The sequence below is a fragment of the Bifidobacterium sp. genome, assembly GCF_022647885.1.
GTDB lineage: Bacteria > Actinomycetota > Actinomycetes > Actinomycetales > Bifidobacteriaceae > Bombiscardovia.
The window spans coordinates 910,197-936,809 of sequence record NZ_JALCLM010000001.1 but is presented as its reverse complement, the minus strand read 5'-3'; the positions used below and the strand labels follow the sequence as shown (position 1 = coordinate 936,809).

General features: G+C 49.0%; 21 protein-coding genes and 1 tRNA gene. 10 read left to right on the top strand and 12 right to left on the bottom strand.

From position 1 onward, the window contains the following. Nucleotides 1-74: 74 nt before the first annotated feature. Nucleotides 75-1,016 (bottom strand): CHAP domain-containing protein, encoded by a 942-nt coding sequence (locus LKI20_RS04055; RefSeq protein ID WP_291770233.1) that lies wholly within the window; start codon nucleotides 1,014-1,016, stop codon nucleotides 75-77. Between the two features lie 400 nt (nucleotides 1,017-1,416). On the opposite strand from LKI20_RS04055, the gene serC reads away from it, so the two are divergent. Next, the gene (serC, locus tag LKI20_RS04050) at nucleotides 1,417-2,559 is read left to right on the top strand and encodes a phosphoserine transaminase (protein ID WP_291770230.1); all 1,143 of its coding nucleotides are present in this window, start codon (nucleotides 1,417-1,419) and stop codon (nucleotides 2,557-2,559) included. A 128-nt stretch (nucleotides 2,560-2,687) separates the two neighbouring features. Here serC and manA read toward each other — a convergent pair whose 3' ends face one another. After that, on the bottom strand, nucleotides 2,688-4,154 hold the full coding sequence (manA, locus tag LKI20_RS04045) for a mannose-6-phosphate isomerase, class I (RefSeq protein WP_291770227.1): 1,467 nt from the start codon (nucleotides 4,152-4,154) through the stop codon (nucleotides 2,688-2,690). A gap of 109 nt (nucleotides 4,155-4,263) precedes the next feature. Here manA and LKI20_RS04040 point away from each other — a divergent pair, with 109 nt between their 5' ends. Further along, nucleotides 4,264-4,518: a DUF2530 domain-containing protein gene (locus LKI20_RS04040; RefSeq protein WP_291770224.1), complete on the top strand. Its 255-nt coding sequence runs from the start codon at nucleotides 4,264-4,266 to the stop codon at nucleotides 4,516-4,518. 52 nt (nucleotides 4,519-4,570) lie between these two features. Here the strand turns inward: LKI20_RS04040 and LKI20_RS04035 are convergent, their stop codons facing one another. Further along, nucleotides 4,571-5,728: a sensor histidine kinase gene (locus LKI20_RS04035; RefSeq protein ID WP_291770221.1), complete on the bottom strand. Its 1,158-nt coding sequence runs from the start codon at nucleotides 5,726-5,728 to the stop codon at nucleotides 4,571-4,573. A gap of 229 nt (nucleotides 5,729-5,957) precedes the next feature. On the opposite strand from LKI20_RS04035, the gene phoU reads away from it, so the two are divergent. After that, nucleotides 5,958-6,629, top strand: a complete 672-nt coding sequence (gene phoU / locus LKI20_RS04030) for a phosphate signaling complex protein PhoU (RefSeq protein ID WP_291770219.1) — start codon at nucleotides 5,958-5,960, stop codon at nucleotides 6,627-6,629. Nucleotides 6,630-6,838: 209 nt separating this feature from the next. Here the strand turns inward: phoU and LKI20_RS04025 are convergent, their stop codons facing one another. From LKI20_RS04025 to lysS, 3 genes are all read right to left on the bottom strand, one after another. Beyond that, nucleotides 6,839-7,585, bottom strand: a complete 747-nt coding sequence (locus LKI20_RS04025; RefSeq protein ID WP_291770216.1) for a phosphoglyceromutase — start codon at nucleotides 7,583-7,585, stop codon at nucleotides 6,839-6,841. Nucleotides 7,586-7,701: 116 nt separating this feature from the next. After that, nucleotides 7,702-8,688, bottom strand: coding sequence for a 1,4-dihydroxy-2-naphthoate octaprenyltransferase (gene menA, locus LKI20_RS04020; RefSeq protein ID WP_291770214.1), 987 nt, complete (start codon nucleotides 8,686-8,688; stop codon nucleotides 7,702-7,704). Between the two features lie 99 nt (nucleotides 8,689-8,787). Then, complete coding sequence (gene lysS / locus LKI20_RS04015) at nucleotides 8,788-10,476, bottom strand: lysine--tRNA ligase (RefSeq protein ID WP_291770210.1); 1,689 nt, start codon at nucleotides 10,474-10,476, stop codon at nucleotides 8,788-8,790. Nucleotides 10,477-10,593: 117 nt separating this feature from the next. On the opposite strand from lysS, the gene LKI20_RS04010 reads away from it, so the two are divergent. The 5 genes from LKI20_RS04010 to LKI20_RS03990 all read left to right on the top strand — a co-directional run bounded on the left by LKI20_RS04010 (nucleotide 10,594) and on the right by LKI20_RS03990 (nucleotide 17,038). Continuing rightward, nucleotides 10,594-10,670 (top strand) — tRNA-Pro (locus tag LKI20_RS04010). 395 nt (nucleotides 10,671-11,065) lie between these two features. Further along, on the top strand, nucleotides 11,066-12,277 hold the full coding sequence (locus LKI20_RS04005; RefSeq protein ID WP_291770207.1) for an MFS transporter: 1,212 nt from the start codon (nucleotides 11,066-11,068) through the stop codon (nucleotides 12,275-12,277). A gap of 230 nt (nucleotides 12,278-12,507) precedes the next feature. Beyond that, nucleotides 12,508-14,526: a DUF4037 domain-containing protein gene (locus LKI20_RS04000; RefSeq protein WP_291770204.1), complete on the top strand. Its 2,019-nt coding sequence runs from the start codon at nucleotides 12,508-12,510 to the stop codon at nucleotides 14,524-14,526. 142 nt (nucleotides 14,527-14,668) lie between these two features. Beyond that, nucleotides 14,669-15,340, top strand: coding sequence for a DUF4125 family protein (locus tag LKI20_RS03995; RefSeq protein WP_291770201.1), 672 nt, complete (start codon nucleotides 14,669-14,671; stop codon nucleotides 15,338-15,340). A gap of 78 nt (nucleotides 15,341-15,418) precedes the next feature. Then, nucleotides 15,419-17,038 carry an alpha/beta hydrolase family protein gene (locus LKI20_RS03990; RefSeq protein ID WP_291770197.1) on the top strand — a complete coding sequence of 540 codons (1,620 nt, stop codon included), beginning with the start codon at nucleotides 15,419-15,421 and terminating at the stop codon, nucleotides 17,036-17,038. Between the two features lie 117 nt (nucleotides 17,039-17,155). Here the strand turns inward: LKI20_RS03990 and LKI20_RS03985 are convergent, their stop codons facing one another. Continuing rightward, complete coding sequence (locus LKI20_RS03985) at nucleotides 17,156-17,725, bottom strand: hypothetical protein (RefSeq protein WP_291770193.1); 570 nt, start codon at nucleotides 17,723-17,725, stop codon at nucleotides 17,156-17,158. Between the two features lie 75 nt (nucleotides 17,726-17,800). After that, nucleotides 17,801-19,330, bottom strand: coding sequence for a PspC domain-containing protein (locus LKI20_RS03980; RefSeq protein ID WP_291770190.1), 1,530 nt, complete (start codon nucleotides 19,328-19,330; stop codon nucleotides 17,801-17,803). A gap of 84 nt (nucleotides 19,331-19,414) precedes the next feature. Here LKI20_RS03980 and LKI20_RS03975 point away from each other — a divergent pair, with 84 nt between their 5' ends. Together LKI20_RS03975 and LKI20_RS03970 are read left to right on the top strand one after the other, a co-directional pair. Next, on the top strand, nucleotides 19,415-20,830 hold the full coding sequence (locus tag LKI20_RS03975; protein WP_291770186.1) for an ATP-binding protein: 1,416 nt from the start codon (nucleotides 19,415-19,417) through the stop codon (nucleotides 20,828-20,830). Further along, a complete protein-coding gene (locus tag LKI20_RS03970; RefSeq protein ID WP_291770183.1) occupies nucleotides 20,827-21,522 on the top strand; it encodes a LuxR C-terminal-related transcriptional regulator in 696 nt (231 codons plus the stop codon). Before LKI20_RS03975 ends, LKI20_RS03970 begins: the two co-directional genes overlap by 4 nt. Before the next feature lie 96 nt (nucleotides 21,523-21,618). On the opposite strand, the gene LKI20_RS03965 is transcribed toward LKI20_RS03970, so the two are convergent. From LKI20_RS03965 to LKI20_RS03950, 4 genes are all read right to left on the bottom strand, one after another. Then, nucleotides 21,619-22,227 (bottom strand): HAD family hydrolase, encoded by a 609-nt coding sequence (locus LKI20_RS03965; RefSeq protein WP_291770179.1) that lies wholly within the window; start codon nucleotides 22,225-22,227, stop codon nucleotides 21,619-21,621. A gap of 133 nt (nucleotides 22,228-22,360) precedes the next feature. Further along, nucleotides 22,361-23,191, bottom strand: a complete 831-nt coding sequence (locus LKI20_RS03960) for a GntR family transcriptional regulator (protein ID WP_291770176.1) — start codon at nucleotides 23,189-23,191, stop codon at nucleotides 22,361-22,363. Between the two features lie 387 nt (nucleotides 23,192-23,578). After that, nucleotides 23,579-24,943 carry an aspartate aminotransferase family protein gene (locus LKI20_RS03955; protein WP_291770173.1) on the bottom strand — a complete coding sequence of 455 codons (1,365 nt, stop codon included), beginning with the start codon at nucleotides 24,941-24,943 and terminating at the stop codon, nucleotides 23,579-23,581. Nucleotides 24,944-25,109: 166 nt separating this feature from the next. Beyond that, nucleotides 25,110-26,609 (bottom strand): amino acid permease, encoded by a 1,500-nt coding sequence (locus tag LKI20_RS03950; RefSeq protein ID WP_291770171.1) that lies wholly within the window; start codon nucleotides 26,607-26,609, stop codon nucleotides 25,110-25,112. Nucleotides 26,610-26,613: the final 4 nt, after the last annotated feature.

Sequence of the window (26,613 nt, the reverse complement as noted above, 5' to 3'; positions counted from 1 at the left end):
ACACGCCCAACTACGCATAAACGAACACCAAAGCAATAGCTAGTGTGACTCTGCATATATACAGAATACGAAACTCAGTAGTGGATATATTGGAAATCGTGAACGTTGGTAAAGGTTCGAGTAAAAGTCTTGCCGTTGTATGACGAACCACATTCGGATGTAACCACGGACCCGTCGGCATTGATTTTCTCAACTATTGCCACATGCCCATATGCAGAGGAAGATCCCTCTTGACCAGTACGAAACACCATAATGTCACCAACATTACGTGGCGTGTTATCAACCCAATACCCTAGAGCTTGTGCTGAGCTAGCCCATTGATGTCCATCGCCAAAATGCGAGCCGACAGGAAGTCCAAGCTGATGTCTGCGGACATACACCCACCATGTGCATTGACTAAATGAGTAGGCATTGCCGCTGTCCCCAGTGGCGTGATTGGGGTTGAACCCCGAAGGCAGCACATCTTTATTAACATCCAAAAGTTTAGATACTACATCGTTATCAGCTTTAGCTCGTGAAACTTCTGATGAAGTCACCGTGGTGTCTCCCATTGCCCAAGTGCCCTCAGAGCCACTATTAGCCGAAGATGAAACCTGCTCATTAAGAGAAACCCTGGCTTGTGAACGCGAGGCAGCAGACGATGTTGTGGAGCTCTGAGCATTGGAGACCAGAGAACTTGTGGTGCTGCTGCTTGCAACAGAAGCCTTCTGCGACTTTGGAGAGGCCATAGCAATGGAGGTGGCAGCCGTACCAAGTAGAGCGGCCATTGCGGTTCCGGCAAGCAAATGCGCCTTTTGTGCATGATGTTTAGCGGCAAGCCTCATTGCTTTGCGAGAAGGAGGAGCAACTTCATTAAGTTTTTCAGCCAACGCCATATCAAGGGCGTTTAAAGCTTCCACGCTTTGGGTCGCTCTGCGAGAAACAGCTCTGGTGGTATTAGCGCGCAATGATGACACTGCAGAAGTTCTTGCGTGCGCATGTGAGGATCTCCTCGTTTGGTGCGCGGCATTCTTCATATAAACAATCTCCTGTACAGGTACATTTGGGCACATGTGAAATCCATCACGTAACCATCACAAGAAAGCAGATTACAACGTATCGGTTACGAAAGTCCAACGGAGTGCTGTCCAGATAACGGCAAATATCCCGTGTATGAGGTCTATTTCGCGTCGAAAACCCTGAAATTTCAATGACGATGCCTTCGAGAAAAAATTCTGTAAACATCTATCGTTCACTCAATACTTTTCGGTGTGTCTAATTTTTAGAAATTATTGCCTTTCTCATGCGGATTCAACACTCAGCACCATGAGTTAAGGCCAATAATCCCGAAATTTGTGCTTGGCTCTTTGAAACAAAACGCTATTGAAAGCATCGTAAGCCCTCTGAGAATCCATCGGTGTGGATATGGTGTTGCGTATGACCAACAGTGTGGAAATCCCTGAAGAGTTACTGCCTAACGATGGAAGATTCGGTTCAGGCCCCAGCAAAATACGACGTGCACAGATTGAGGCGCTGAGCGGGGAGTGGAATACGCTCTTAGGAACCTCACATCGTCAACAGCCGGTACGCCAAGTAGTAGCATCAATTCGTCAAGGTCTTTCCCAACTGTTTTCAGTGCCCGATGGCTACGAAATCGCTCTAGGTAATGGCGGAGCAAGTGCTTTCTGGGATATCGTTTGCGCCAGTCTTATAGAGCAGCGCCCCGCCTTTGGCGTGTATGGATCATTTAGCCGCAAATTCGCTCAAGAAGCTGCCAATACGCCATTTATCGACAAGACTTACGTCTTTGAGTCTGACCCCGGTACATATAGGATTCCTGACTTCTGCGAAGACGCAGACGTCTATTGCTGGGCTCATAATGAAACATCAACAGGTGTTGCTGCCCCCGTTCAACGGATTCCAGGGAGTGCCGAGAATGGGGCTCTCACGATCGTTGATGGCACCAGTGCCGCAGGTGCTTTACACATCGACATCACACAAACTGATGTGTATTATTTTTCTCCACAAAAAGCTTTTGGGTCCGATGGAGGGCTTTGGTTTGCAGTACTCTCCCCTGATGCCATTGAGAGAGCAGAGCGCGTAGAAGCAGAGGCCAAACAGGCAGGTTCTCATCGTTGGATTCCCGCATTTCTCTCACTGAGTACCGCACTCTCGAACTCGCGCAAAGAACAGACACTGAATACACCTTCGATAGCCACGATAGCTTTGATGGACCAGCAGGTCAGATGGATGAATGAACAAGGTGGCATGCCCTGGACTGAGGCACGTTGCACCGAGTCTTCCGACTATTTGTATCGTTGGGCTGAGGCTTCATCTTTTGCGCAACCCTTCGTCACTGATATTGCCGCACGTTCAAACAGCGTGGTCACCATCGATATCGATGATCAATTTAGTGCAGACGAGATTATTAGTTCACTGCGAGCCAATGGCATCGTTGATACGGCCGGCTACCGCAAACTCGGACGTAACCAACTACGTATCGGCGTGTTTCCATCAGTTGACCCTGATGATGTGAAAAAGCTTACGCAGTGCATTGACTACGTCACCGAGCGTCTGTAACTCTGACTGAAAGACTTCGAATATGAAGGGCAGCTGCGAGAGCACAGAGCAGCTGCACGCATCGTTCTGATAGCTCTAAGTATCCCCGAATCCCCGTATTCCTCAATCACTACAGACATCGTGAAGGATTAGAACGGGGTTGACGCCAGTAGATACGAGCCTTTGGAACTCGAGCGAGATATCTCGTCAGCAGTTGCTGCATCAGAGTGTCTAGTTTCTAGCGTCTCGGTGGCAGCACGAATATCAACTCGTCCATCACAGGCAGGGATAAACACTGCTTCCCCTTGACTCAGCACCATCGACTCAGTCAACGTGGAGCATTGAATTGCACCCTCAGTACACAGCAACACTCTAGGCCCGCTCTTAGGTAGTTGGACGCGCTGACGCAAGACCGGTTGAGGTCGTAATCGTTGCAATAATTCTCCGTAGCGTCGCACCAGTCGACCGACAATAGCCCATGACGGCGTGCTGTCATCGACACGACCATAAGCCAGCATAAATTCATTAATATGTGGCTTGTATGTCACCAAATTCTGGTTTGACAAAAAACCGAAGGGCGTGTTTGACGGGTCTATTGGTGAACCTGTTTGGCAGTTGAGACTGTGCAGCAAATTGCCAATATCCTTGTGCTTGGCAGTCATACCTCCCCGTAACACATTATCTGAATTGTTCATTATTTCGGCTGCCGTACCGTGGATATAGGCGTGAGGTGTACCAGCAGGAATATAGACAGATTCTCCCTCTTCTAACGACACGGGATTCATCATCAACATGCACAGGACCGAGGGATCCGACGGGAAAGCTCTTGCAGCTTGAAGTGCATTAGATATAGCGGCATGCATCGCAAATTCCGCGGACTGATCTAAAGCCACCAACGCTCCTTCGATGCCTTCCCCAAACTGCTTTGGAGCCGTGATTGCAGCAGTGAACGCCCTAAATAATCGCTTCCTGGAATCCGGCCAGGTAATAGCACTTAACGGCATCATCTGATCAATGAGCTCAATGGTGAGCTCATCGGTGTCATCTATGTTATTAAGCGATTGATCGTCATATGAGCCATATGAACCTGCAAGAATCGATGCCATGCGTTGAGCAAGTGGGTGTTGCATAGAAGTAAGCAAACGCATTTGTGAAGCAATCGGAGCGAACCCCACAGCTGCTTCGAAAGGCTCAAGCGCTACCACCATCTCATTCTTAGCCAAAGTGTCTTTGAAGGAGCGTTCAGGGGCATTTAGAGGTATGCCTTGGGCATTCTCCCGATTAAAACCAGCGCGGGCTTGGAAATCCAAAGGGTGCACCTGCAGAGAGAGCGGTATACGCGCCGAAATGATTTTAAATAAGTAAGGCATTACAGGACCGAATAGATGCGATGCATTATCCCCAAGCATCTCTTCAGGATGTCGTCTAATGACCCCAGGGACATCCTGAGAAGATCCATCAGGCAATAACAGCATTGATGGCGACTGACGATGCCCACTGAACCACATCTCTGCGAGCGCAGTAGGTTTATCGTTATCGTTGAGGTGAAACATGGTCTGCAAACGATTCAGAGATCCCCATGCATATGGTTTCTGTACTGGCTGAATCCGATACACCCAGTCCCCCTCTGCAATCCGTCTTTGACAGCTTCTACCGTATGGTATTCGACACTCGGCCGCATGCACAAACTCGAATCAAGGTTACCCTGCGCGCTATGGTGTTGGTATGAGGCTCGCTCCAATCTTTCAGCCAGAGACACGCAGACCGTCGCCGAAACCGATTCAAGTCGATTTGCGTAAGGTTTTTGTCGTAGGTACCAGTCTGTGGTCCCTCGCTTTGATTATCACTGTCTGCCTTTGGCTTGCTGACATTGAACCTCTGGGACCTGCATTGGTTTGCGCATCTGGTGTGGTTATTGGCTTAATGTTGCTGATTTGGGAACGTATCAATCGCAAAGAATACCGTCGTTTAGGCGAATAGCACTACGCTTGTCGAGACGTTGAAACACTGAGACGCTGCTAAAACATTGATCTTAGGCGTTGGCTAAGGGCAATATGAGGCTGAATGTGCTGCCTTGCCGTGGGGCGCTCCATACAGTTACAGAACCGTGATGAGTCAGTGCCACGTGCTTGACGATTGCTAGACCGAGACCGACTCCATCAGAAGTGCGCTCATTCTGGTTGCTGCCTCGATAGAAGCGCTCAAAAATTCGCTCTCGTTCCGCTTTGACAATTCCATTACCCTGATCGATTACTCTGACTACTGCATGTGTGCCATCTACGGTTGTCTCAACAGCGACGTTGACAGCAGCACCCTGAGGTGAGTAGGCAATAGCATTTTCGATTAATTTATGTATTGCCGCGGTAATCTGCTGTGCATCTGCATTGACTGCCACTTTGGGGTCTCCCCCTATATTGAGGTGTATTGCGGCTTGCTGGGCGCTAGGCTGCAATGAGGTTACGACGCCTTGTACCAGATTCAAGAGCTTAATACGATTGGTGTCGTTAGGGACGACTTTCTCTTGTGCTTTAATCAGTAGCATTAAATCCGCAATGGTGTGTTCCAAATGCAAGCAATATTGGCGTAGTAACTTAGCGTCATTGGCGATGAGCTCTTGTGGTTCTTGGCCACTTTCCAGTCGTAATGCCAAATGTTGCAGTGCTTGAATTGGTTTAGTCAGCTGCTCAGAAACATTTTCGATAAAGGCATCTCTAGTCTGTGAGAATCTGATACTTTCACTAACATCGTCGACCAACACCACAACAAAGGCGTCGCTGATGCGACCAACAGTTACATGAATCCAGTTAGGGCGTGATACCTCACTGTGAGTTGTGGATGCACTGCGGTCACTAATCTCTCGTCGGTTAGTTTCAGCAGTTGATTCGTTGAGAAATTCTTGTGGCGTTTCAGTGGTGACGTCCAGATGATATTTTCCCCCTGAGATTCTCACTCGTTCTATTGCTTCGAGCACCTTGGGCTCAATAACAGCATCATTGCGGACCAGACCCAAACGGTATGCCTCAGGATTGGATCGAACAACCTCATTGGTATTGTCTACAACAATCGGGGCGGTGGGAAGCATCGATAGCAGTGTAGCGGTGGAATCGTCAATGTCATCAAAGCTATCTGATCCCTCCTCGTTGCCTCTTGCACTAAAAAAACTATGAAGCTTGGTTCCCAAGGAACTCATAGGTGTCTGCCTCCGAACGCTCTTGGCCGTCGATACCGACATCTGTCTGTGCACACATTGTACCCGTGGATACTCTTAGCTAGCACGAGCACAGCATGAATCGAGGGTGTCGTTGTATGAACAGTGAGCTAACTCGCAGTGTTTTTTCCGGTACCAGCGTGCCTCTGGGGTACATAACCTATAGACTTGTCGTGGATATGTAACAGGTCACGAGAGAGGGTAGCGGAAAATGCGCGTTATTTTCAACGAGGAGTTGAAACAGGTCGCAGATGACCTTGACCGAATGGCACAGGATGTTAGCCGAGCTATCCACGGCGCAGGCAGTGCACTTCTTAAATCAGATGTTGAGGCAGCGCAGACGGTCATCGATGGAGATATTGAAATCGATGCTCTAGAATCCAGCGTTATCGATCAATGCATCAGGCTCTTAGCTAAACAAAGTCCTGTGGCAACTGATTTGCGTGTGATTGTTTCTACGTTGAGACTTTCGGCCACCTTTGAGCGTATGGGCGATTTGGCGAGGCATATCGCCGAAACTGCTCGTCGCACTTACCCACAGCCAACGCTGCCCCCTGAAACTCAGGAGTTGTTTACTCAGATGCAGCAATTCCTAGATATGACTGCGGATCGCTTAGTCTCTATGCTCGCTGATAAAGATGCCACAACTGCCGAACAGATCATCGTTGATGATGACAAACTCGACAATTTGCATCATCAGACCTTTGATTTGGCCCTTTCGGACGAATGGTCAGGATCTAAGCAGCAGATGATTGATATGGTTCTGCTTGCACGCTTCATGGAGCGACTCGGAGACCACGCTGTGTCCGCTGCACGTCGCGTTGTGTACATAGTTTCAGGATTTGACCCCAGCAAAGAGCCAAGTGGCGAAGACCCAGACTGAGTTTCTAGCAGTTTGACGTTTGTGTAGGGATTTCGCCGTATACCGCGAGTAGTAAGCGTTGGTATACGGCGATTTTTCAATGTTTATAGTGACCGACTATCTGATAATCCCTACACAATCGACAATGAGCTGTGTAAATATCACAATGTGCCCTGTTTTCATGAGTTATTTCATGAAAACAGGGCACATTGTGTGTGTCTCCGTCGGAGTTACTTCTTCTGCTGACCTTGAGCAGCGACTGCTGCTGCACCCGCAGCGGCTGCCTCTGGGTCGAGGTACTCACCACGAGGCTTAATCGGCTTGAAGTTTTCATCAAGTTCATACAGCAGTGGAATAGCTGTTGGAATGTTGACCTTAGAAATTTCTTCCTCGCTCAAACCATCAAGCATTTTAACAATGGCGCGCAAGGAGTTGCCATGCGCTGCAATGAGGACTGTTTTACCAGCCTTGAGCTCTGGAATGATTTCGCTTTCCCAGTATGGCGTTACTCGCTCAACGACATTTGCAAGCGCTTCAGTCTCAGGAACTGGTTCTCCTGCATAACGAGGATCGCCATTCTGTGAGAATTCATCATTTGGATCAATTTCTGGCGGTGGAGTGCCATAAGAACGACGCCAGATCATGAACTTCTCATCGCCGTACTTCTCGCGAATTTCAGCTTTGTTCTTACCTTGCAAGGCTCCATAGTGACGCTCGTTGAGGTGCCAGCTGCGCTTAACAGGAATCCACAGGCGGTCAGCCTCATCAAGGGCAAGATTCGCTGTGTTGATAGCGCGACGCAGCAAGGATGTGAAAACAATGTCAGGAAGGACATTCTTTTCCTTGAGCAGATCGCCACCATGCTTGGCTTCTTCGACACCTTGCTCGGTCAGGGGGACATCAACCCAGCCGGTGAACTGATTGGTTTTATTCCATGCGCTCTGGCCATGCCGGAGCAATATGAGTTTGTATGTCATACACGCATTCTATGCGGACACTTTGACCGGAAAGCACCTAACTTTGAGGCCATATATTCGGGACACCTAGACTGCGTACAGGCAGGTCAGGGGCACTATAGGCATTGCGTCGCTTATCAAGCAACGAGCACCACTGCAACAATGTGAGTGACTGCATACAATAACAGGGCTGTACCGCTTCTCGACAAAGCACTCTTGAACTGTTGATTATGCACAGTACTTACCACGGACCACATAGAGCCAAGAGCTAATGTTGCACTTAAGGACAATGGCCAGAGTCGCTCTAGGTCTGAGCTGACACTCAGAAATATCGCACAGACCATTACTGCCGCAGGAATCAGTACAGCGACATACAGTGCGACTGTGGCACGGTTACGCCCTAATCGAACCGCTAAGGTACGTTTAGCTACCGCTTCGTCTTGTGACAAATCTCGCAGGTTATTAACCATCAGCATCACGCAAGAGAGTAAGCCTGTGCATACAGCTCCGAGAATGCCTAAGCTATCGATACGAGCAGCTAAGGCATACTGGGTACCTAATGTGGCTACTCCGCCAAAACATAGAAATACTAGAAGCTCACCAAAGCCAGAATATCCGTAAGGATGTTTGCCACCGGTATAGAACCACCCTGCCAAAACACATAGAACTCCTATCGGAATCAGCAGATATTGACCCGAAATTAATACCGCAATCATGCCGAAGACGCAGGCACTTATCGCACTGATAGCCGCGGCAGTCAGCACTAGAGACGGTTTTACACCAGAAGCTACTAAACGTTGAGGTTTGTCACTGTAAGATTCTTCAACATGTCTGGCGGCATCAGTTCCTCGTATGCCGTCTGAATAGTCGTTGGCGAAATTCACCGCTACTTGTAGGAATAACGCCAATAATGCGCATGCAATGAGTACGGTAGAGAAACGTTCCTGAGCCGCCTGATACCGTTGCGTCGCAGTAATACATGCTTGTGGCACCGGATAGATGTCAGGGCAGATTGTTGATTGCTGTAACGCATGCCATGCCGATGCCGCTCCTACAAATACGGGGGCGACACTAGCTGGCAGTGTTTTGGGCCGTAGCCCTGTAACCCACAGCTTCCAATCCATAATTGAAGAGTGTAGCGATTATGACATACCGCCACTCAACGCTGTGTATATCGCATCAATCCGATACCAATACAGTAGCTATCTGGCACCTATTCAGCACTAATTAAGTGGTTTAACTAGTGGAAAGGTGATGGTCTCACGGATCGTGGCACCAGTCAATGCAATAAGCAAACGGTCTATGCCCATGCCCATGCCGCCTGCTGGAGGCATACCGACACCCAAAGCTTCAAGGAAGTCCTCATCAATATCCATAGCTTCAACGTCCCCAGCCAAAGCCATCTTGGCCTGTTCGACGAAACGCTGACGTTGAACCACTGGATCATTGAGCTCAGAGTAACCTGTTGCTAGCTCAAAGCCGCGTACGTATAAATCCCACTTCTCGACGACACCAGGAATACTGCGATGAGATTTCACTAACGGTGATGTCTCAACGGGGAAATCACGTACAAAAGTGGGCTTGTAGAGTTTATCTTCCCAGAAGTGTTCCCACAGATGCTCAACTAATTTGCCATGGTTTTCAGCAGCCTCTTGTTCAAGCCCGAGCTTGTCTGCAATCGCACGCAAATGCTCAACACTGGTCTCAGGAGTGATCTGCTCCCCCAGCGCCTCGGATAGAGAACCATACATGGTGATGGTCTTCCACTCGCCACCAAAATCGTATTCGGTACCGTCCAGCAGCGTCACCTTGGTTGAACCGAATGCATCCACTGCGGCATGCTGTATGAGTTCCTTGACCAAATCCGCGATCGTATCGTATGTGCCATATGCCTGATAAGCCTCGAGCATGGTGAATTCCGGTGCGTGTGTAGCATCTACACCTTCGTTACGGAAATTACGATTGATTTCAAAGACTCGATCGATACCGCCGACCAAACAGCGTTTCAAGAACAATTCAGGAGCGATACGGAGGAATAAATCAATGTCGAAGGCGTTCATATGCGTGGTAAACGGTCGAGCTGCTGCACCGCCATGAACTGTTTGCAACATAGGCGTTTCAACTTCGAGAAAATCATGCCCGCCGAAGGTGTTTCTCAATGAGCTCACCGTAGCTGAACGGCGACGAACCATCTCACGAATATGATCATCAGCAATCATGCCGATATATGGTTTACGAGTGCGTTGTTCCTCGTTGAGTTCCTTATGTAGTGCAGGAAGTGGCTGTAGAGCTTTTGCAGCAATAGCCCAGTCTGTGGCGAATACTGAGAGCTCGCCAGTTTTCGAAGCAATCACTCTGCCACGCACAAATAGATGATCACCGAGGTCAACCAGTTGTTTGAATTGTTTAAGAGAATCAGCACCGACTTCTCGCTTAGAAATCATGGCCTGAATACGTACCCCATCACCTGCTGCAAGTTGTGCAAAGCACAGGCCTCCACCGTTACGCAAGAACAACACTCGTCCTGCAATACCGACGACGTCTTCAGTCTCCTGGCCGGCTTCCAACGTACCGTCATATTGCGCACGCAAGTCATTGATGGACGTGGTGACATCAAGGTGTACTGGATAAGGCTCTAGGCCTTCCTTGAGCATCATGGCACGTTTTGCCACACGCATCTGCACCTGCTCTGGATGAGCGTTGCTACCGAATTCCTTGTTACTTGGGTCAATAGCTTCATCAAGCGATGAACCTTGTTCCACACGTTCTTGAATTGCACCATCCTGATCCAGGAGCAACTCGGCACGCTCAACTGTTGTCATAGTTTGTGCGGTGGAATCCTCAGTGTTCTTGTCTGACTCTTGATGGTCTGAGACTTGGCTTTGCGATGCATTCTGATTCGACTCGGTCATAAGCCCACAGTGTACGCAGAAGCCGATACACCACAGGGAAATGGAGGCATTAACCCCACTAGCAACCTTGTTTGGCGTTTGGTCTGGGGTCGGTGTAACATCTGACACGTTGTATCGCGGGGTATAGCGCAGCTTGGTAGCGCGCTTCGTTCGGGACGAAGAGGCCGGGGGTTCAAATCCCCCTACCCCGACCAAGTGACCGGAATCGTTGGAAATCAGCGGTTCTGGTTTTCTTTTATCTATACTCTTGGTGTCGCTAATAGTGTCGCTACTATATACTGATTCCATGATGATTCAGGGGTCACGCCGCAGCGACTGAATGAAGATATATCAGCATGCTACATCCCTCGACAATCAACCCATATGCATGGTGACGAGCAAATATCGTTGCACATGAACTCGCGTGCAATGATGAGCTGCAAACGTCCAGCGATAGCATCGATACGCTATATCACCAGCGCTCAGAATGCCAGCTTCTCCACAACACAGCGACAACAGTTTGTGACGGGATAATCGTAAAATAATCTGCGATAGAGGGCTGCTTCAACGCTTTCTACCTTGCCCTGATGAGTGTCTGAAGAAAGCACATATGAAGAAGAGTCTTCTTGCCCTGGCCGCGGGTGCATTCGCACTCGGCGCCGCTGAATTCGTTATGATGGGGATACTCCCCCAATCTGCCGCAGCCATGCATGTGAGCATACCGACAGCCGGCCATTTCATCTCTGCTTATGCCATAGGTGTGTGCTTTGGTACCTTAATTCTGGTCTTTGGTCGCAAGATACCACCAAAACGACTCATTATGATATTCGTGCTGCTTATCGTAATTGGCAACTTGCTCTCAGCACTCTCACTCAACGCGCCCATGCTGGTCGCTGCACGTTTTATTGCTGGACTACCCCATGGCGCATTTTTCGGTACAGCAACCTTAATTGCTAAATCGGTGGCAGATCCAGGTAAAGAAGCAAAAGCTGTTTCACTCATGGTAACCGGACAGACTGTAGCAAATATGGTTGGCGTTCCCGCTGGCACACTCTTAGCTCAACACATGAGCTGGCGAATGACCTTCGCTGCGTTAAGTATTTGGGCTGTATTAACCCTTGTACTGGTGGCGATTTGGGTTCCTGACGTTGCTGCAATCAAAGATGCAGGCATTGCAGGGCAGTTCAAATTCCTTCGTCGTAGAGGTCCTTGGTTCATCCTAGGGGCAGTATTTGTAGGTAATACCGGCATTTTTTGCTGGTGGAGTTACGTATCACCGTGGCTTATTCACGTTGGTGGCTATGCTGCGACGGTCGTACCTGCACTGATGATGCTGGCGGGATTCGGCATGGTTATTGGTGGGCTTAGCGGTGGAACTCTTACAGACAAATGGCGTCACGCCGGCACTGCAGCGCTTGGCCAATCAATATCAGCAGTTGGTCTATTATTGGTTTTTCTGATTCCAGGCACACCTATTAGCACGGCTATATTGACCTTTTGGGTAGCATTTGGATTATTCTTCATCTCTTCACCGCAACAAATTCTTATGGTTGAAGCAGGAGAGGGCGGCGGAGAGCTTATCGGCGGCGCTGCCGTTCAGGTGGCGTTCAATCTTGGTAATGCTGTTGGATCACTTGTTGGTGGCATCACTCTCTCAGCAGATGCAAATTATCACTATCCAGCACTTGCGGGTGTGCCCTTTGCCATATTCGCGGTGGTATTGCTCGTCATTTACTCTTGGCGTCATGAAACTCATACAGGTGCGCTCCAACGTATGCGTGAAATCCACCCTGAAGCTATAGGTTCCTCACCAAAAGCTTAGGTATATATAGCTGCTCGCCTCATCGCATGTGTTTGGAGTGTCAACAGTCTGGTGTCAACAATCTGTTGGTAACAATCCGGCGGTAACAATCTCATATTCTGATGCTCTGTATCTAAACTTTCTTTGCCGTTCAACGCTGGCAATTGGAAAGCCTCATATAGAGTCGCCTACACTGGTGAAGTGAAACCATGAGCTTATTGAGATTGGTTTCGCAGGCAAGGGGGCCCAGAATGGATCATTACAGTGCACGCACTAATAGCAGCACTGATCAGCACAACAGCAGTAGTGTCGACATTGATGCGTTCTTCGCAGGATTAGATGCCATATTTGCTGCCAACGCTGCACCTACTCAAGCAGAAGCTTTTATGATCAAAACACTGCATCAAGCCAGATCCACCCATGATGCTGCATCAGAGTTGACCGTACTCAATGAGCTTATGGGCTTTTTACGCTCGCAAGGTAGACATGACGATAATACGATTATTGTTCATGAATCTTTAGCTCTTGCTGAACGCATGGGTATTGTTGGCACCGAGGCATGGCTCACCACGCTTATCAATGCTGCAACCAGTTTGAGAGCGGCGGGAGAGTTCCAAGAATCAGAGAAGCTCTATCAGCAAGCGCTTGAAGCGTCAAAAAGCTTGTTGAATAGCAATGATCGCCGTCTAGCGGCATTGCATAACAATCTCTCTATGCTTTACTCGTCAACTCAACGCTACAAGGAAGCTGAACATCATCTTCTTGAGGCACTGAACATACTTGAACGCTCTAGTACCAATCCTGAGGAAGATATTGATGTTGCTTCAACTCATACCAATCTTGCTTTACTGCTCCTGAATATCTCTGGCGGCAATCACGAAGCACTCCACCATGCGCGTGAAGCAATGAATATCTATCATCAGGGCAAGCTAGAAGAACGTGCACACTATGCGGCAGCTCTAGCTGGCTTTGCGCAGGTTCTCTTCCAGACCGGCCATCTGAGCGAGGCCATAGATGCTTACACGCACGCCCTTGCAGTTATTGAATTACATTATGGAAAGGATACCGAATATTACCGAAGCACCACGCACAATCTTGAAGTTGCTCAATCAACGCTAGCTTCAACCGCCACGCTAAACGTGCCAAGCTCACCAGCAACAGTAAATCCCCATACTGAGACTGATTTCAGAGCACATCACGCCCCTAGCGATGAACAAACCAGTAACACTGTTCACGCACATACTCAGTCACCTGACAACATTTCAGGTTTGCAACTCTCCCGCGCTTACTGGGAGCAATATGGCAAAGCTATGTTGTCAGAGCGCTACCACGACTATGTCGATCGCATTGCAGTGGGGTTGGTCGGGCACGGATCAGAGTGCTATGGCTTCGACGATCAGTACTCACACGACCATGATTTTGGCCCAGGGTTTTGTCTCTGGCTCACCTCGGAAGATTTTCAAGTAATCGGAGACCAGCTGCAACAGGATTACGATGCTCTCGAACAAGAATTCATGGGATTCGGGCCCCGCAAATCAACCATTCGTGCGCAAGGGGATTCGCACAGGGTAGGAGTATTCGACATTGGCGAATTCTTTACCTCAATAACCGGATACCCCGAAGCACCTGAACAACACGAACATTCAGCATGGCTCATGCTCGATGAAGCGACGCTCGCTGCTGCTACCAATGGTGAGATATTTGCCGACCCTTATGGGGCATTTTCACGCACCCGACAAGGTTTCAAAATGATGCCCGAGGATGTGCGACTTTCGCTAATTTCTCGACGCTTAGGCATGATAGCGCAGTCTGGTCAATACAACTTCCCTCGTATGATTTCCAGAGGTGACAGCTCCGCAGCATGGTTATGCATTAACGAATTCGTAACGGCCGTTTCATCTCTCGTATTTCTTATCAACACACCCATCACTTCAGGGTATTTGCCGTACTACAAATGGTCCTTCGCAGCGCTGCGGCGATTAAGTAAAAGAATGGCATCAAGACTCCCCCAGATTGTAGCTGAACTCGAATCAATACTTCGCATTGCCTCAGCTGCCTGCTTTGGCGGTCGCGGCACCGCTGAGGGTGATCAGGGCGCCCGCCCTGCTGTAACTAGAGTGAATGCTTCGATTGAAGACATTTGTATGGCAATTGTTGCTGAGCTCCATGAGCAAGGCCTGATCAACAATGCCGAAAGCTTTCTTGAATGGCAAAGACCCTATGTTGAAGCACATATCAGTAGCGACGACCCCTGTCTTCATAGTGTCTAAGGTCGCATTCGAAGCATCAACAAGGCAACAATCCAAACCAAGCAGGAGCACCTCAAAGCACTCCAAGCACAGCAATAGTCAAATAGCAGAAAATAGCAGAAATATTATCTCACGCGGTTCACAGCAAGTGAAGGATGTATGAATGATGATACCTACCAGCGCATCTCCTGAGTCAACAACAAGCGACAGCCTGCAACAGCTCGCTGAACGTGTAGTTGTGAGCGAGTGGTCACAATTCCAACGTGTCAACAACGAGGGTGGGCCTGCCAGTTGTCAAAGCAATTGGAAAGTATTTCATCAAATGAGATACAGCCAGTTCCTCGCATGGCCAATGGATCTACTTTCGAGCTACGCTCACGATCTCGCCATTGCCGAGCAAAATGGGCGCAACCTACTGACCGAAAAATATGGGCGCATGATGCAGTCCACTGCGCCCGAAGAATTTCACCGTTCAATCGAAGCGTACATTCCGAAACTGTCAGCTGAGCGCATCACACGCGAGGAACGAATCATCGTCATACAACTCGGTTGGGCGCAAGATTTTATGCAGAGGTATCGTGCACTTGGATCATCTATGCGTACACTGCGAACCAAGGACGATACCCCTGAGCAAACATCTTTCGAAACTTACCTTCGTGGCGAGCTTGGTACATACAGTGATGCCACACTGAGTCTCTATGAGAATATGATGCACGGATTATTGGAGAGAGGCTGCAATCTCACAGAAAGCATCGTGTGTAACACCATGCGTATCGCCGGTTATGCTTCACTTCAAGAGGCGGAGCGAGCCCTAGAGCAAAAGGCACGAAACTAGCATTTATCTATCATGTGCTAATTCACCTCCCACACTAGAAGACTTCAAGGGTGGGAGTAGAGTGAACGGGTGTTTGCTATGAAACGACTAATTCCCGCTGCATGTTCTTCACTCGTCATGTTCATTATTCTGGTGTTGCTGGGCTCGTTAATGACACCTCCTTCTAGTGTGACAGCAAACACACAGCACATCAGTGTGCAAACCCGCGATACATCCATCGCAGCGGAGGGATTTACCGTCCCGCATGAAGGCACATATAAGACCAAAGAGAGTCGAATCACTATTGCACTCACAGACAGCGTGAGCATCCATGCCATTGTGAGAGAGCCAATTGGCGCGACAGGAAAGCGGCCAGCATGTCTGTTTCTACACGGCGCTGGAACCGGCGATTCGTCGGAAGTATATGGTGATGTAGCATCAGCGTTAGCATCCGCTGGGATTGTAACCTTGGTGCCTGATAAGCGTCTCGACAACTATTCTGCACTCCACCGTGATTACCCTCAAATGGCTCAGGATTACGGTAAATCCTTTGATGTACTCAAACAGTGGCCTGGGGTTGATCCGCATAAAACCGGTCTGTATGCAGAATCGGAAGGAACGTGGATATCAAGTATTATCACCGCTCAACGTCACGATATTGCCTTCAGTATTCTCACATCTGCCCCAGTTGTGTCTGGTCGGCAACAAATGTCAATGGCAGCAAGCACATATTTTGCAGATAGTGGCGCTCCCCAAGAACTCATTAACGATGTGCCGAAATTGACCTCTATGGATTTCTCAGCCATTGGTTTGAACTACGCAAATTTCAATTCCACTCCATATCTCAACAAGCTCACTCAACCTGTGCTGGTGAATTATGGAACGGACGACCTCTCCATGCCAATAGAGCAAGGCGCACAAACCATTCTCAAACATACCGCTGATGCGGGCAATACCAATGTCACAGTGCGATACTATCCAGCAAACCATCAAATGAGAACAGGAAGTCATCTGTCTGAACCTGGGCTTCCGCTTGAATCCTCATACACCAGAAATCTCGAAGACTGGATAAATGCCGTTACCATGGGTGCCACGAGCAAGGACTGGGCAACACCTATGATTGCCGGAGATCAACCATCACAGCGATATGCCGCTCCGACATCACTATCATCTGGCTTAATATCATCACTCGGAACGCTATTGGTGTTACTCGTCGCTGCCTTGGGACTATGCGTGCTCTGTGGGATCAATGGCCTTGCAATAGCAATCAGAGCCATGTTGAGACCAGCATCACAAACCAACAACAGCAGCGTTTCTGGGCATATACACCAAGGTTTTGCCAGAGGAATCGCTGCCCCTTTGAGCATCTTGATCGTGCTGTCTGCTACCAGTTTGCTGGCAACTCTCTGGTACGTGGCTTCTAGCGCCGTTCAGGCTTTGAGCCTGCACCGTGCAAGTGCTCTGTTCGTCGATGTATGGGTGTTGCTCCGTGTTGCTGCTGTTGTTCTGGTGCTCGTATTTGGATGGATGAGTTCAACTCTTATAGTTCATGCACATGATGCGCGCATTGCACACGGTCAAAGCGCTCAGGGGAATCATCAACAAGACAGTATCAGCATTGCTCGTGGCTTCGGGCATATCAGTGTGGTAGTTCTTGGCCTTCTCGCATCAGTATTAGTAATGGTTTCTTTGGCTTTTTGGGGATTGTATTCCTTCTAAACCAACGACATACTCCATAGATAACTGCGATAATTGTGGAGATAATTGATACAATTTCTCGAAATTATCTCCACTATTATCGCAGTTATCACTGTTGCATCTGCAGCACAGACATTATCACCGCTGAGATTGGGCACGGTTAATGACAGCGCTCACTGCCCAAAACAGAGAAGATATGAGAAGCACTGCACCAATCGCGCCAAACACCAAGGCAAGCGCTGCTCTCCAATCTAGTTGGAAGGCATCGGCATCGAATACTGTATAAGGGCTATACCACGCAATGACGAAGCCGATAATGCCGCAAACCAATAAGAACGAACCAAACACTACTGTTGCCGTACTTGGACCTTGTTTGCGAATAATCAGATTGCCGTGTGCGTCAACTTCGCCATTCGTATTCCCCGTGGCCTTGGTATAGGTATATAGGGGCACATCAGAACCTTTACTGCTTGCAGACGATGTGGACTGTTTGAATGTGGACTGCTCAGAAGTGGACTGTTCAGAAGTGGACTGTGCAGTAGCTGACTGTGCAGTAGCCGCTTGCTCAGAAGCCGCGGACTTGTTATGAGCATTGTGCGGAAACTCACCCGATTGAGCAAGCCCGGGGAGCTCCGTGGTATCTTCCTGATCCTCATCCGCTACGGTGCTGAGCCTTATAGTGTCTTCATCGTGTTGATTGTCAAACATGAGTCATTCCTAAGTGTGAAAGTTCTATTGTTGATTATCGTTCTGAATCACTGCTTCACGTACTGAGCAGGCAAACTACTGCGCATAAACTACGGAAAGCTCGCCGTTCACCATCGCTGAAACATCAATATTGATCTCAGGATTGTCGAGGTCATTGGCAGCTGATGTTGATTCGCCATCATCCTCCGCATGAAACCACTGCTCTAGCGACAACGATCCAGAACCACCCACTCGAGCGAAGGTTCCACCTATACTGCTGGGCGAATTCATGACTCCACCGTTATTGCTGATGCTATATGTACAATCTTTAGGCATCACCACCTTTGCAACAGTTTCTATTACCACAAGGCGGACGGCCCCTGTGGGGCAACCTGACTTTACTGTTGTACCGTCAACCTTGGTGAGTGTATGTGTTCCGTTATTCCGTTGGTATGCAGACAGATCAATAGTTGCCACGGAGCTGCTAACGTTGCGGCGGTTTTCGGTGCGATCATTGCGCTTGTTATCACTGCCATCAAGGATGAGACCCTTCGTATATCGCTGCACGTCCGAAGGAGTGGATCCCATGGTGACATCGTATGTGACTGATACATGTTCAAAGCCACGAGTGTTGTAGTCGGAAGAAGACATTGCATACCCATAAGCACCTGAAATACTTGCTAATACTGCAGTTAGAATCAGCGAGATTAGGGCAAAAGGAATCAAACCGCCGGAACGCCGTCCCATGCAACCTAGCAGCACTATTACCAGTCCTAAAAGCACAGTGCTAGCGCAGGACCATATTGCAGCAATTTTTAACGCTTGAGCAATGTTGTAATCCCCTCGTACCGTTGATATCAGCATAGCTGCGGCAGATAGCAGCAGCACTCCGACTATCGCGCTAACCACGATAGGACCTGCGGATTGTCGTCGAGCAAAAATTGTACGGGGATGGTACTGCTTTCCCATACCGGTGTATGGCTGAGCGTAAGGCTGAGCATACGGCTGAGCATACGCAGTTTGTTGAGGCCCTGAAGTCGAATAGGCCGGAGAGTTCCACATAGGTGGTGTTGCTGAGGCCGGTTTGGGAGTATATGGAGTCGAAGCCGGCGGCGTTTGAGTAGTTTGCGAGGACTGAGAAGCTTGCGGTGACGCTGGCGCCGGTGATGCTGGCGGAGTCGATGACATCGGTGAAGAATCATATGATCCAGCGTTATTTCTGCTCCACTGCATCAGCACAAACAATGCAAGACATGCAACGGCAACCACAACGAATCCAGCACCAGGGAGCATCAGCGTCACTCCGATGCACAGAAATACGCCTACGCAACTCCAATCCCACCGTCCAGCAATCAACTCTTCTAAGAGAATGGTGTTATTTCGACGGTCCGGAATCACGAACCACATAATGCCATATAACGCGAGGCCGAATCCGAAACACAGCACAGAAGCGACCATCAGGACTCGGATTAACACCACATCCCATCCAAGCCTTGTTGCGATACCGCTACTGACTCCAGCTATCCAACGCTGATCTGGACGTTCAACACCGCTATTGCGCACCCATGCGAAAAACCGCGATTCTGCACTAGGTGGTGTCGGTGCGTTCTTCTGTGAATTATTCATAGCTCTATTACACCAAGCAAGGTGACTCTGAAAGCTCAGGGAACACCCTGATTCTTCCCTGATTCTTGCCCTCCAAGCACCTGAATGTCAGCAGACAAGGCGTTATCGGGCAATAATGGCGGTATGCCAATTGCATCTACACCGGAACCCTCATCGTGGCAAACGAAGCCCCACTTCAGTAACGCTTCTGGTCATCAGCCAGCACTGTTACCTGCACAGGCAGTATTACTCAGGCCAAAACAAGGAAGAATTATTGCTGGTGTGTGCCAAGGCATCAGTGTGCACCTCGGAATTCGACCATGGATTGTCCGTCTCGTAGCTCTGGCCCTAGTTCCATTCTTTGGTGCTGGCATTGTTGCATACATTCTTCTCGTAATTTGCGTACCTGCAGGCGATCCAACGCAACAGAACGCTCAAACACATCCACAGCAAGAATTACCGCTGGCCAAAAGTAATGTTTCGCATTTGCATGACAATGCAGAACCTGAAAGTCCGATGGATATTCTGCACCGCACGCCTCAATTGTTGATAGGCCTCGCAGTCGGAGTACTGCTCTTAGCATTCGCTCTGTTATTTGCGTCACGAGGTCTACCGATTAATATCATCGTTCCCTTGTTATTAGCGGCATGCGGCATCGGTTTATCGTGGATGCGCATTGATAGCGAAGGCAATAATCTCAACGTCTTAATTATCAGCATCATATTAATGATGGCTTCACTGGTGATCTATGCATTCAGTACATATACCTTCAATCAAGCTTCGCAAATGCTCATGATTTCAGCGCTGATGCTGGCAGGAGTTACTGTTGCGCTAATTCCTTGGGCGAATTCGCTACTTCGCAAGCTCAGCACTGAAAGTGCTCTGAAGGAACGTGAAGAGGAACGCGCTGATATGACCGCGCATTTGCATGACGGAGTATTGCAAACGCTAGCGCTTATACAACTCCACGCCACCGAACCGTCAACTGTCTCCACCCTCGCCCGTTCTCAAGAACGCTCCCTGAGAGATTGGTTATATCAAGACAGAACACCAGCAGACCGCTCAGTGAGTTCAGGCATACGTGATATCGCAGCCAGCATTGAAGTTGATCAAGGCAAAGCTATTGAAGTGGTTACCGTCTCTGACGCTCAGCCTTGCGAACAGACTGAAGCCTTACTCGATGCCACTCGACAAGCACTGCTCAATGCTGCCACACACGGAGGCGAGCCAATTTCAGTGTATGCCGAAACGCACGATGGAGTCATTGAAGTGTTTGTGCGAGATCATGGCGAGGGTTTTGATATAGACAAGATCCCAGAAGACCGACTCGGCATACGCGAATCAATCATTGGCAGATTACAACGCAGGGGCGGTACTGTGGATATCGTGTCAAGACCTCAATGGGGCACAGAAGTACGTATGCGAATGCCGCTCACTGACAAACAGGAGCAGGCTGCAACGGATCGAAAATCCAGCATCCATGAGACCACTAACGTTGACAGTCAGGAGAAGAGCAATTGAGCGATCACACACCTAGCTCAGTGACAGCAGCTGATTCAACTATTCGTGTGGCAGTCATTGACGACCATGAGATGTTTCGTACTGGCGTAATTTCAACCCTGAAACCGTATTTTCATATTGTTGCTCAAGCTGCAGATGTTGAAGGTGCTGAAGCAATGATTGCTGAAAGTACACCCGATGTGGTGCTGTTAGACGTTCATGTGCCAGGAGGTGCAGGAGGCGGGGGCACCGAAATTCTTCTGAATGCTCAAGCACTCTCACCACATTCCGTATTTTTAGCATTATCAGTTTCGGATTCTCCTCAAGACGTGGGCTCAGTTATTCGAGCGGGCGCGAGAGGCTACGTGACCAAAACGATATCGGGAGATGACCTCGTGTCTGCTATCCGGCAAGTGCACGAGGGTTATGCAGTATTCTCACCTAAACTAGCTGGCTTCGTTCTCTCAGCGTTCCAAGGCACGGTGTTGAACTCTGGAGTGGACAGCGAAGATGAGGAGCTCAACAGTCTTTCTGCACGCGAGCAAGAGGTTATGCGTTTAATCGCGCGTGGCTATACCTACAAAGAAACCGCTGCTGAACTCTTCATATCCATCAAAACTGTGGAGACTCACGTTTCTAAGGTTTTGCGCAAGCTGCAACTGTCGAATCGCAATGAACTCACTCGTTGGGCCGCTGATCGACGCCTAGTGTGACCGCAAATAGCTGTAATCACCGATAACTGCGATAAAAGTGGAGATAATTGGCACAATTTCTCGATATTATCTCCACTTTTATCGCAGTTATCGTAGTTAGATCTGCAGTGCGGATAGTAAATGTGCGCGAAGAGACGCAGCATCGGTGAAATGGATGGCTTGCATACCGATTGTTTGCGCAGCGTCAACATTTTCCTGGGTATCATCCACGAATATGCATGAATGTATGTCTACCCCAAAGCGTTGTGCTGCAAGTTTGTAGATACGTGGATCAGGTTTGGCAAGTGACACTTCAGAGGAAATAACAATATCTCTAAGAAGCGCAAATTCCGGAAAATGCTCACGAACTGCATCGACATATTCAGTGGTGAAATTTGTCAGACCCCACATATGTATTCCCATGGCATCAAGTTCTTTCAGCAGCGTACTCATACCAGGCATCATGCCATGTAGGGACTGTTGAAAATGCTCAAAATAGGTGCGAAACACCCAAGCTACTGCTGGGCCATGCGACTCTTCATACTCCTTGAGTATGCGTTCCTGGCTCCACCCTTCATCGGATTTTCGATCATAGTAATCAAATCCTCGGGGGTCGGCGGGATCGAAAAACATATCGATTACACCTTGAGGGTATTGTCCCTCGAGTGTGAGCTGCGGCCGCCAGTCAAGCAGCACGCCGCAGAAGTCGAAAATCACATTGCTCATGCGATTATCATATCGAGACCCCTCGCGAGAGACTCATCGGAGTGTGCATTCTCCATCATCTGCAGCTCGCTTTTCGGTGTGTCGTGCAAGGGAATGCGGACTCTCACTCCTCCGCATGAAGTAATGCACACTCTCAGCCCTTGGATGCTTGTTGTGGAGCAGTGGCGGAAAGCCGGACATACCCTGAGTGATGCATAGTAAATCGCATACGCGAGGCGATATATACATCGGTTGCCCGCTCGAATGGTCTACCCGACTCAGTACGTGCTACTCTGCGAATCCTCATTAAAGGAGTTCCCTCTTGCACGCGAAGCAAGTCTGCCTGTTGAGCTGTTGCCTCGATAGACTCCAAAGTCTCATCAACTACAGAAGGGTGGATTCCATAGTCCTCAGAGAATCGCGCATAAAACGAAGTGGTGAGATCTTTCGTAAGAAAGGCTGGAAACAAATCACAGGGCAGATGGCTGATTTCCAAAGACAGCGGCGAACCATCTACATGACGCAATCGTGTGACATCATAAATATTCTTTACATCACCTGATACATATTCGTTTAGCTCCAGCAGTCGAATATCTGAGGGCGAAGCGGGTGCAATCACCGCTGAAACCACGTCCGACTTCAAAATGAGCCCTTGCCGTCGGGCAATAATGGGTAAAGATTCAACTGTATTAATATTTCGTTCAAGGCGGCTGTCGGCAATAATAATGCCCCCACCCCTGCCAATCCGGCGAAGTACCTCATGTGAGGATTCCAGAGCTGCGAGCGCAAGTCGCAAATCAGCACGCGTCACGCCTAACTGTGAGGCAATTTCTCGTTCTGAGCCCAAACGTTCGCCTGGCAACAATTCACGCTCTTGTATGAGTGTCCTCAACAGACGAATATTGTCTGAGCGCATGGCTCGTCTTGGCAGACGGCTCTCCCCTGATTGTGCTGAACTATATGAGTATTCTGATGACGATCCCATCGTTTCGATCATCTCCTCCTCTCAGTTCACCCAGCACAGTTGCCGAACAACTCTTAGCCATATCAAGCAGCGTCAACGGCAACTTGTGACAGTCTGTGTGCTGACACATTAGCCCTCGGACATTTCATGCAAGATGCATAGTGTTCCAAATCTGGCGGTGGCCGACATAATCAATATTGATGGCATAGATACCAATCCCATCAACATATCTGCGATAAGCACGGCTGGGGAAACGCTATCTTAAGCGTTTCCCCAGCCGTGACATCGATGGTGACGCTGCCGCTTCTATCACAGTTGCATAGGCCACATATGATACCGAACTTAGCGTGTAGTTACTTCTCGTATCAGTCTGTTTGCAGAGTTTCGATAGTCCAAGCGGCTCTAGTTTTACAAGCCTAATTGTTGCAAGGTCTTAGCAAATGCATCAGAGAACCAATCCACGTCGTCTTCGCTAAATACCAGCGGGGGGCGCAGTTTGAGAATGTTGCCATAACGACCGCACACTGAGGTTAGTACGTGATTATCTCTGAGCGTTTCGAGAATATCGAGCGCAGTGCGCTGATCAGCTTCTTTAGTTCCAGGTTTAACGATTTCGCAAGCAATATATAGGCCAGTTCCTCGCAAATCACCAATGCAGGGATGTTCCGCTTGGAATCCACGTAATGCTTGCATGAAGATTCCACCAACCTTCTTGGCGTTGCCCATGGTGTCTTCATCACGCATCACATCAAGTGTTGCTTGTGAAGCAGCCATACACACAGGATTGCCGCCGAAAGTGTTGAAGTATGGGATTGATCCAGCAAAGGGCTCAAGTACTTCGGATCGTGCCGCCATCAGTGAAGTTGGCAATCCATTGGCCATAGGCTTACCTGAAGTTACCAAATCAGGAACAACACCGTGACGCTGGAATCCCCAGAAGGCGTCACCAGTGCGCGTGAAACCAGGCTGGACTTCGTCAGCAATAAATACACCACCCAGCTTGTGCACCATATCAATCACAGGCTTGAGGTAACCAACTGGACCAGGGTAGACACCATCTGATGAGAAAATGGAGTCTGCCAAAAAAGCGGCGAAAGGAATCCCATGACGCTGCATATCTTCGACTTGCTTCTGTAATTCCTTAGCCATCCAAGCGCCAAATACCTCTGCAGAGCACTCCCCTGCGACTGTGCCATCAATATCGACTCGATAAGTGTCAGGCGTGGGAATCATGCGCATCTTCAACCCGAGTGTCTGAGCCGTGCCTAATGCAGGAGACAGTTTCGAAGTCAGCGCCGAGTTACCGTGATATGCCTCGTGCGTGACGATAACACCTTCGCCACCGGTATATGTTTGAGCAACTCGTATGGCTAAATCATTAGCCTCGGAACCAGTGCACTGGAACATAATACGGTTGACTTCATCTGGCATCGTCGAGAGAATATCCTCAGCATATCCGAGCACATTCTCGTGCAGATACCGTGTGTGAGTATTCAACATTGACGCTTGGCGAGTGATAGCTTCAACTACTCGCGGATGGCAATGCCCCACGGATGCAACATTATTGTATACATCCAGGTATTCGACACCGTCAGCATCCCAAAGGTGGCTGCCCTTCCCCTTCACCAGATGAACAGGCTTACGGTAAAACAAGCGGTATGCAGGTCCAAGAACCTCCCGCTCATGCGCCATTTTTCGCGTCTCGGGATCAAGTCCTTCTTCCATGCCAGGACGGAAGCTATTCGTATCCATAATCGTCGAGCGAACTGCCATAATTCCTTCTTTGTTGTTGATGTGTGGTGACATATGTGGTGACATACGTGGTGACATACGTGGTGACATACGTTGATGTTGCGTGATGAGTGTGTTGTATATGACCTGTTGCCTGTCTGTACTTGCAGAGCTGCCACTGTGCTCTGCAAGTACAGAACTATCTGACTTATTCCTCAGTTTTATAAATTGCTGTGCCTCCTGAGGCGGCAAATTCTTCTTCCGGAGACAACACCAAATGCTTTCGTCCGTATGCTGCAAAGAATATCAGTGCAATTACGTAGATAACGACCATTACATACACTGCGAGACGATAATCAGGATTCAGCAGCACAGCAATGAAAATCACTAAGGACACTAAACCTGCAATCACAGCCCCAGGGACACCAAACTTACTCACAAATGGGCGCTTAATATCAGGCATCCGCTTACGCAATATGACAAAAGAAATCATCTGAAGCAGGTAAGCCAGCACAGCACCCCATACCGCGATATTCAACACCACTGAACCTGCACCTTTACCACCGTAAGCAACGATGAAAAGTGCTGCAAAGCCAAAGACTGCTCCGACAATGAGTCCCCAATACGGTGTCTTCTTCTTGCCGGTCAGTGATAGGAATGCTGGGTAGTAGCCTGCGCGCGAGAGCGAATACAGGTTGCGACCATATGCAAACATGATGCCCTGCACCGATGCCAGAAGACCAATAAGTGCAAAGGCTGACAGCACTGCGGCAATATTGCCAGGTAGGATTGCACGATATCCGTCAAGCAACGGTTCATCAGATGCAGCGAGCGCTTTCGAACCTACTACGGCAGGGTTGAGGAATACGATGATTAATGCTGATAGTCCGAGTGTAAAGATGCATAAGCGCGATGATTTGGGGATATTGCGCTCGGGTTCACGCACTTCTTCGGCTGCTAAGGGGAGCTGTTCGATACCTAGGAAGAGCCACATCGCAAAGGGCATTGCATAGAATACTGCGCCGATGCCGAAGGGTAGGAATGACGTGCCACCTGCTTCAGGTGTGATGTTCAACAAACTACTGAAGTCAACCTTGCCAGCGATAAAAGCACCAATACCGAAAATGGCCACGATAGCGAGAGCGGCGATGGAGACAATCTGGGCAAATTTGAACGAGGTTTCAGCGCCTGCCCAATTAATAGCGACAAAAATGACATATAAGGCGAGCCACCAAACCCACATCAATCCGTGAGCGTCCAACGAATAACCAGTGAGATCAGCAACAATCGCATCAGCATATGCTGACGAGAAGTACACCACCACTGCTGCGGTCATCACGTACTCGATAGTTTCAGCTAGACCAGTGAAGAAACCACCCCAAGGTCCCATTGCAGCACGTGCGAAAGAATACGCACCACCTGTATGAGGCATCGCAGAGGCCATCTCGCTAATCGCGTTGAGCATCAGCACATACATGGTGTATACCACGAGCGCTGCTATGAGCATGCCGCCCCAACCTGCCTGCGCGATACCTCCGTTCCAGCCAGAAAAATCTCCTGAAATAACTGCTGAAATACCAATTGCCCACAGGCCGAATGCACCTGTGGTGCGTTTCAACTGCCTTTTGTTGAAATATTCTTCGTCTGTGGCCACATATGTGACACCACCCAGACCTTTTCTAGTGTCTTGAGTCACTGTTGTTGACATGTCC

Coding starts and splice junctions, on each gene's coding strand:
- lysS (WP_291770210.1), bottom strand. CDS start 10,476: ATGACCGAGTCGAATCAGAATGCATCGCAAAGCCAAGTCTCAGACCAT.
- LKI20_RS03995 (WP_291770201.1), top strand. CDS start 14,669: ATGATGATACCTACCAGCGCATCTCCTGAGTCAACAACAAGCGACAGC.
- LKI20_RS04025 (WP_291770216.1), bottom strand. CDS start 7,585: ATGACATACAAACTCATATTGCTCCGGCATGGCCAGAGCGCATGGAAT.
- LKI20_RS03955 (WP_291770173.1), bottom strand. CDS start 24,943: ATGGCAGTTCGCTCGACGATTATGGATACGAATAGCTTCCGTCCTGGC.
- LKI20_RS04000 (WP_291770204.1), top strand. CDS start 12,508: ATGGATCATTACAGTGCACGCACTAATAGCAGCACTGATCAGCACAAC.
- LKI20_RS04055 (WP_291770233.1), bottom strand. CDS start 1,016: ATGAAGAATGCCGCGCACCAAACGAGGAGATCCTCACATGCGCACGCA.
- phoU (WP_291770219.1), top strand. CDS start 5,958: ATGCGCGTTATTTTCAACGAGGAGTTGAAACAGGTCGCAGATGACCTT.
- LKI20_RS03980 (WP_291770190.1), bottom strand. CDS start 19,330: ATGAATAATTCACAGAAGAACGCACCGACACCACCTAGTGCAGAATCG.
- LKI20_RS04005 (WP_291770207.1), top strand. CDS start 11,066: ATGAAGAAGAGTCTTCTTGCCCTGGCCGCGGGTGCATTCGCACTCGGC.
- LKI20_RS03950 (WP_291770171.1), bottom strand. CDS start 26,609: ATGTCAACAACAGTGACTCAAGACACTAGAAAAGGTCTGGGTGGTGTC.
- LKI20_RS03990 (WP_291770197.1), top strand. CDS start 15,419: ATGAAACGACTAATTCCCGCTGCATGTTCTTCACTCGTCATGTTCATT.
- LKI20_RS04035 (WP_291770221.1), bottom strand. CDS start 5,728: ATGAGTTCCTTGGGAACCAAGCTTCATAGTTTTTTTAGTGCAAGAGGC.
- LKI20_RS03985 (WP_291770193.1), bottom strand. CDS start 17,725: ATGTTTGACAATCAACACGATGAAGACACTATAAGGCTCAGCACCGTA.
- LKI20_RS04040 (WP_291770224.1), top strand. CDS start 4,264: ATGAGGCTCGCTCCAATCTTTCAGCCAGAGACACGCAGACCGTCGCCG.
- LKI20_RS03960 (WP_291770176.1), bottom strand. CDS start 23,191: ATGGGATCGTCATCAGAATACTCATATAGTTCAGCACAATCAGGGGAG.
- LKI20_RS03965 (WP_291770179.1), bottom strand. CDS start 22,227: ATGAGCAATGTGATTTTCGACTTCTGCGGCGTGCTGCTTGACTGGCGG.
- serC (WP_291770230.1), top strand. CDS start 1,417: ATGACCAACAGTGTGGAAATCCCTGAAGAGTTACTGCCTAACGATGGA.
- LKI20_RS03975 (WP_291770186.1), top strand. CDS start 19,415: ATGTCAGCAGACAAGGCGTTATCGGGCAATAATGGCGGTATGCCAATT.
- menA (WP_291770214.1), bottom strand. CDS start 8,688: ATGGATTGGAAGCTGTGGGTTACAGGGCTACGGCCCAAAACACTGCCA.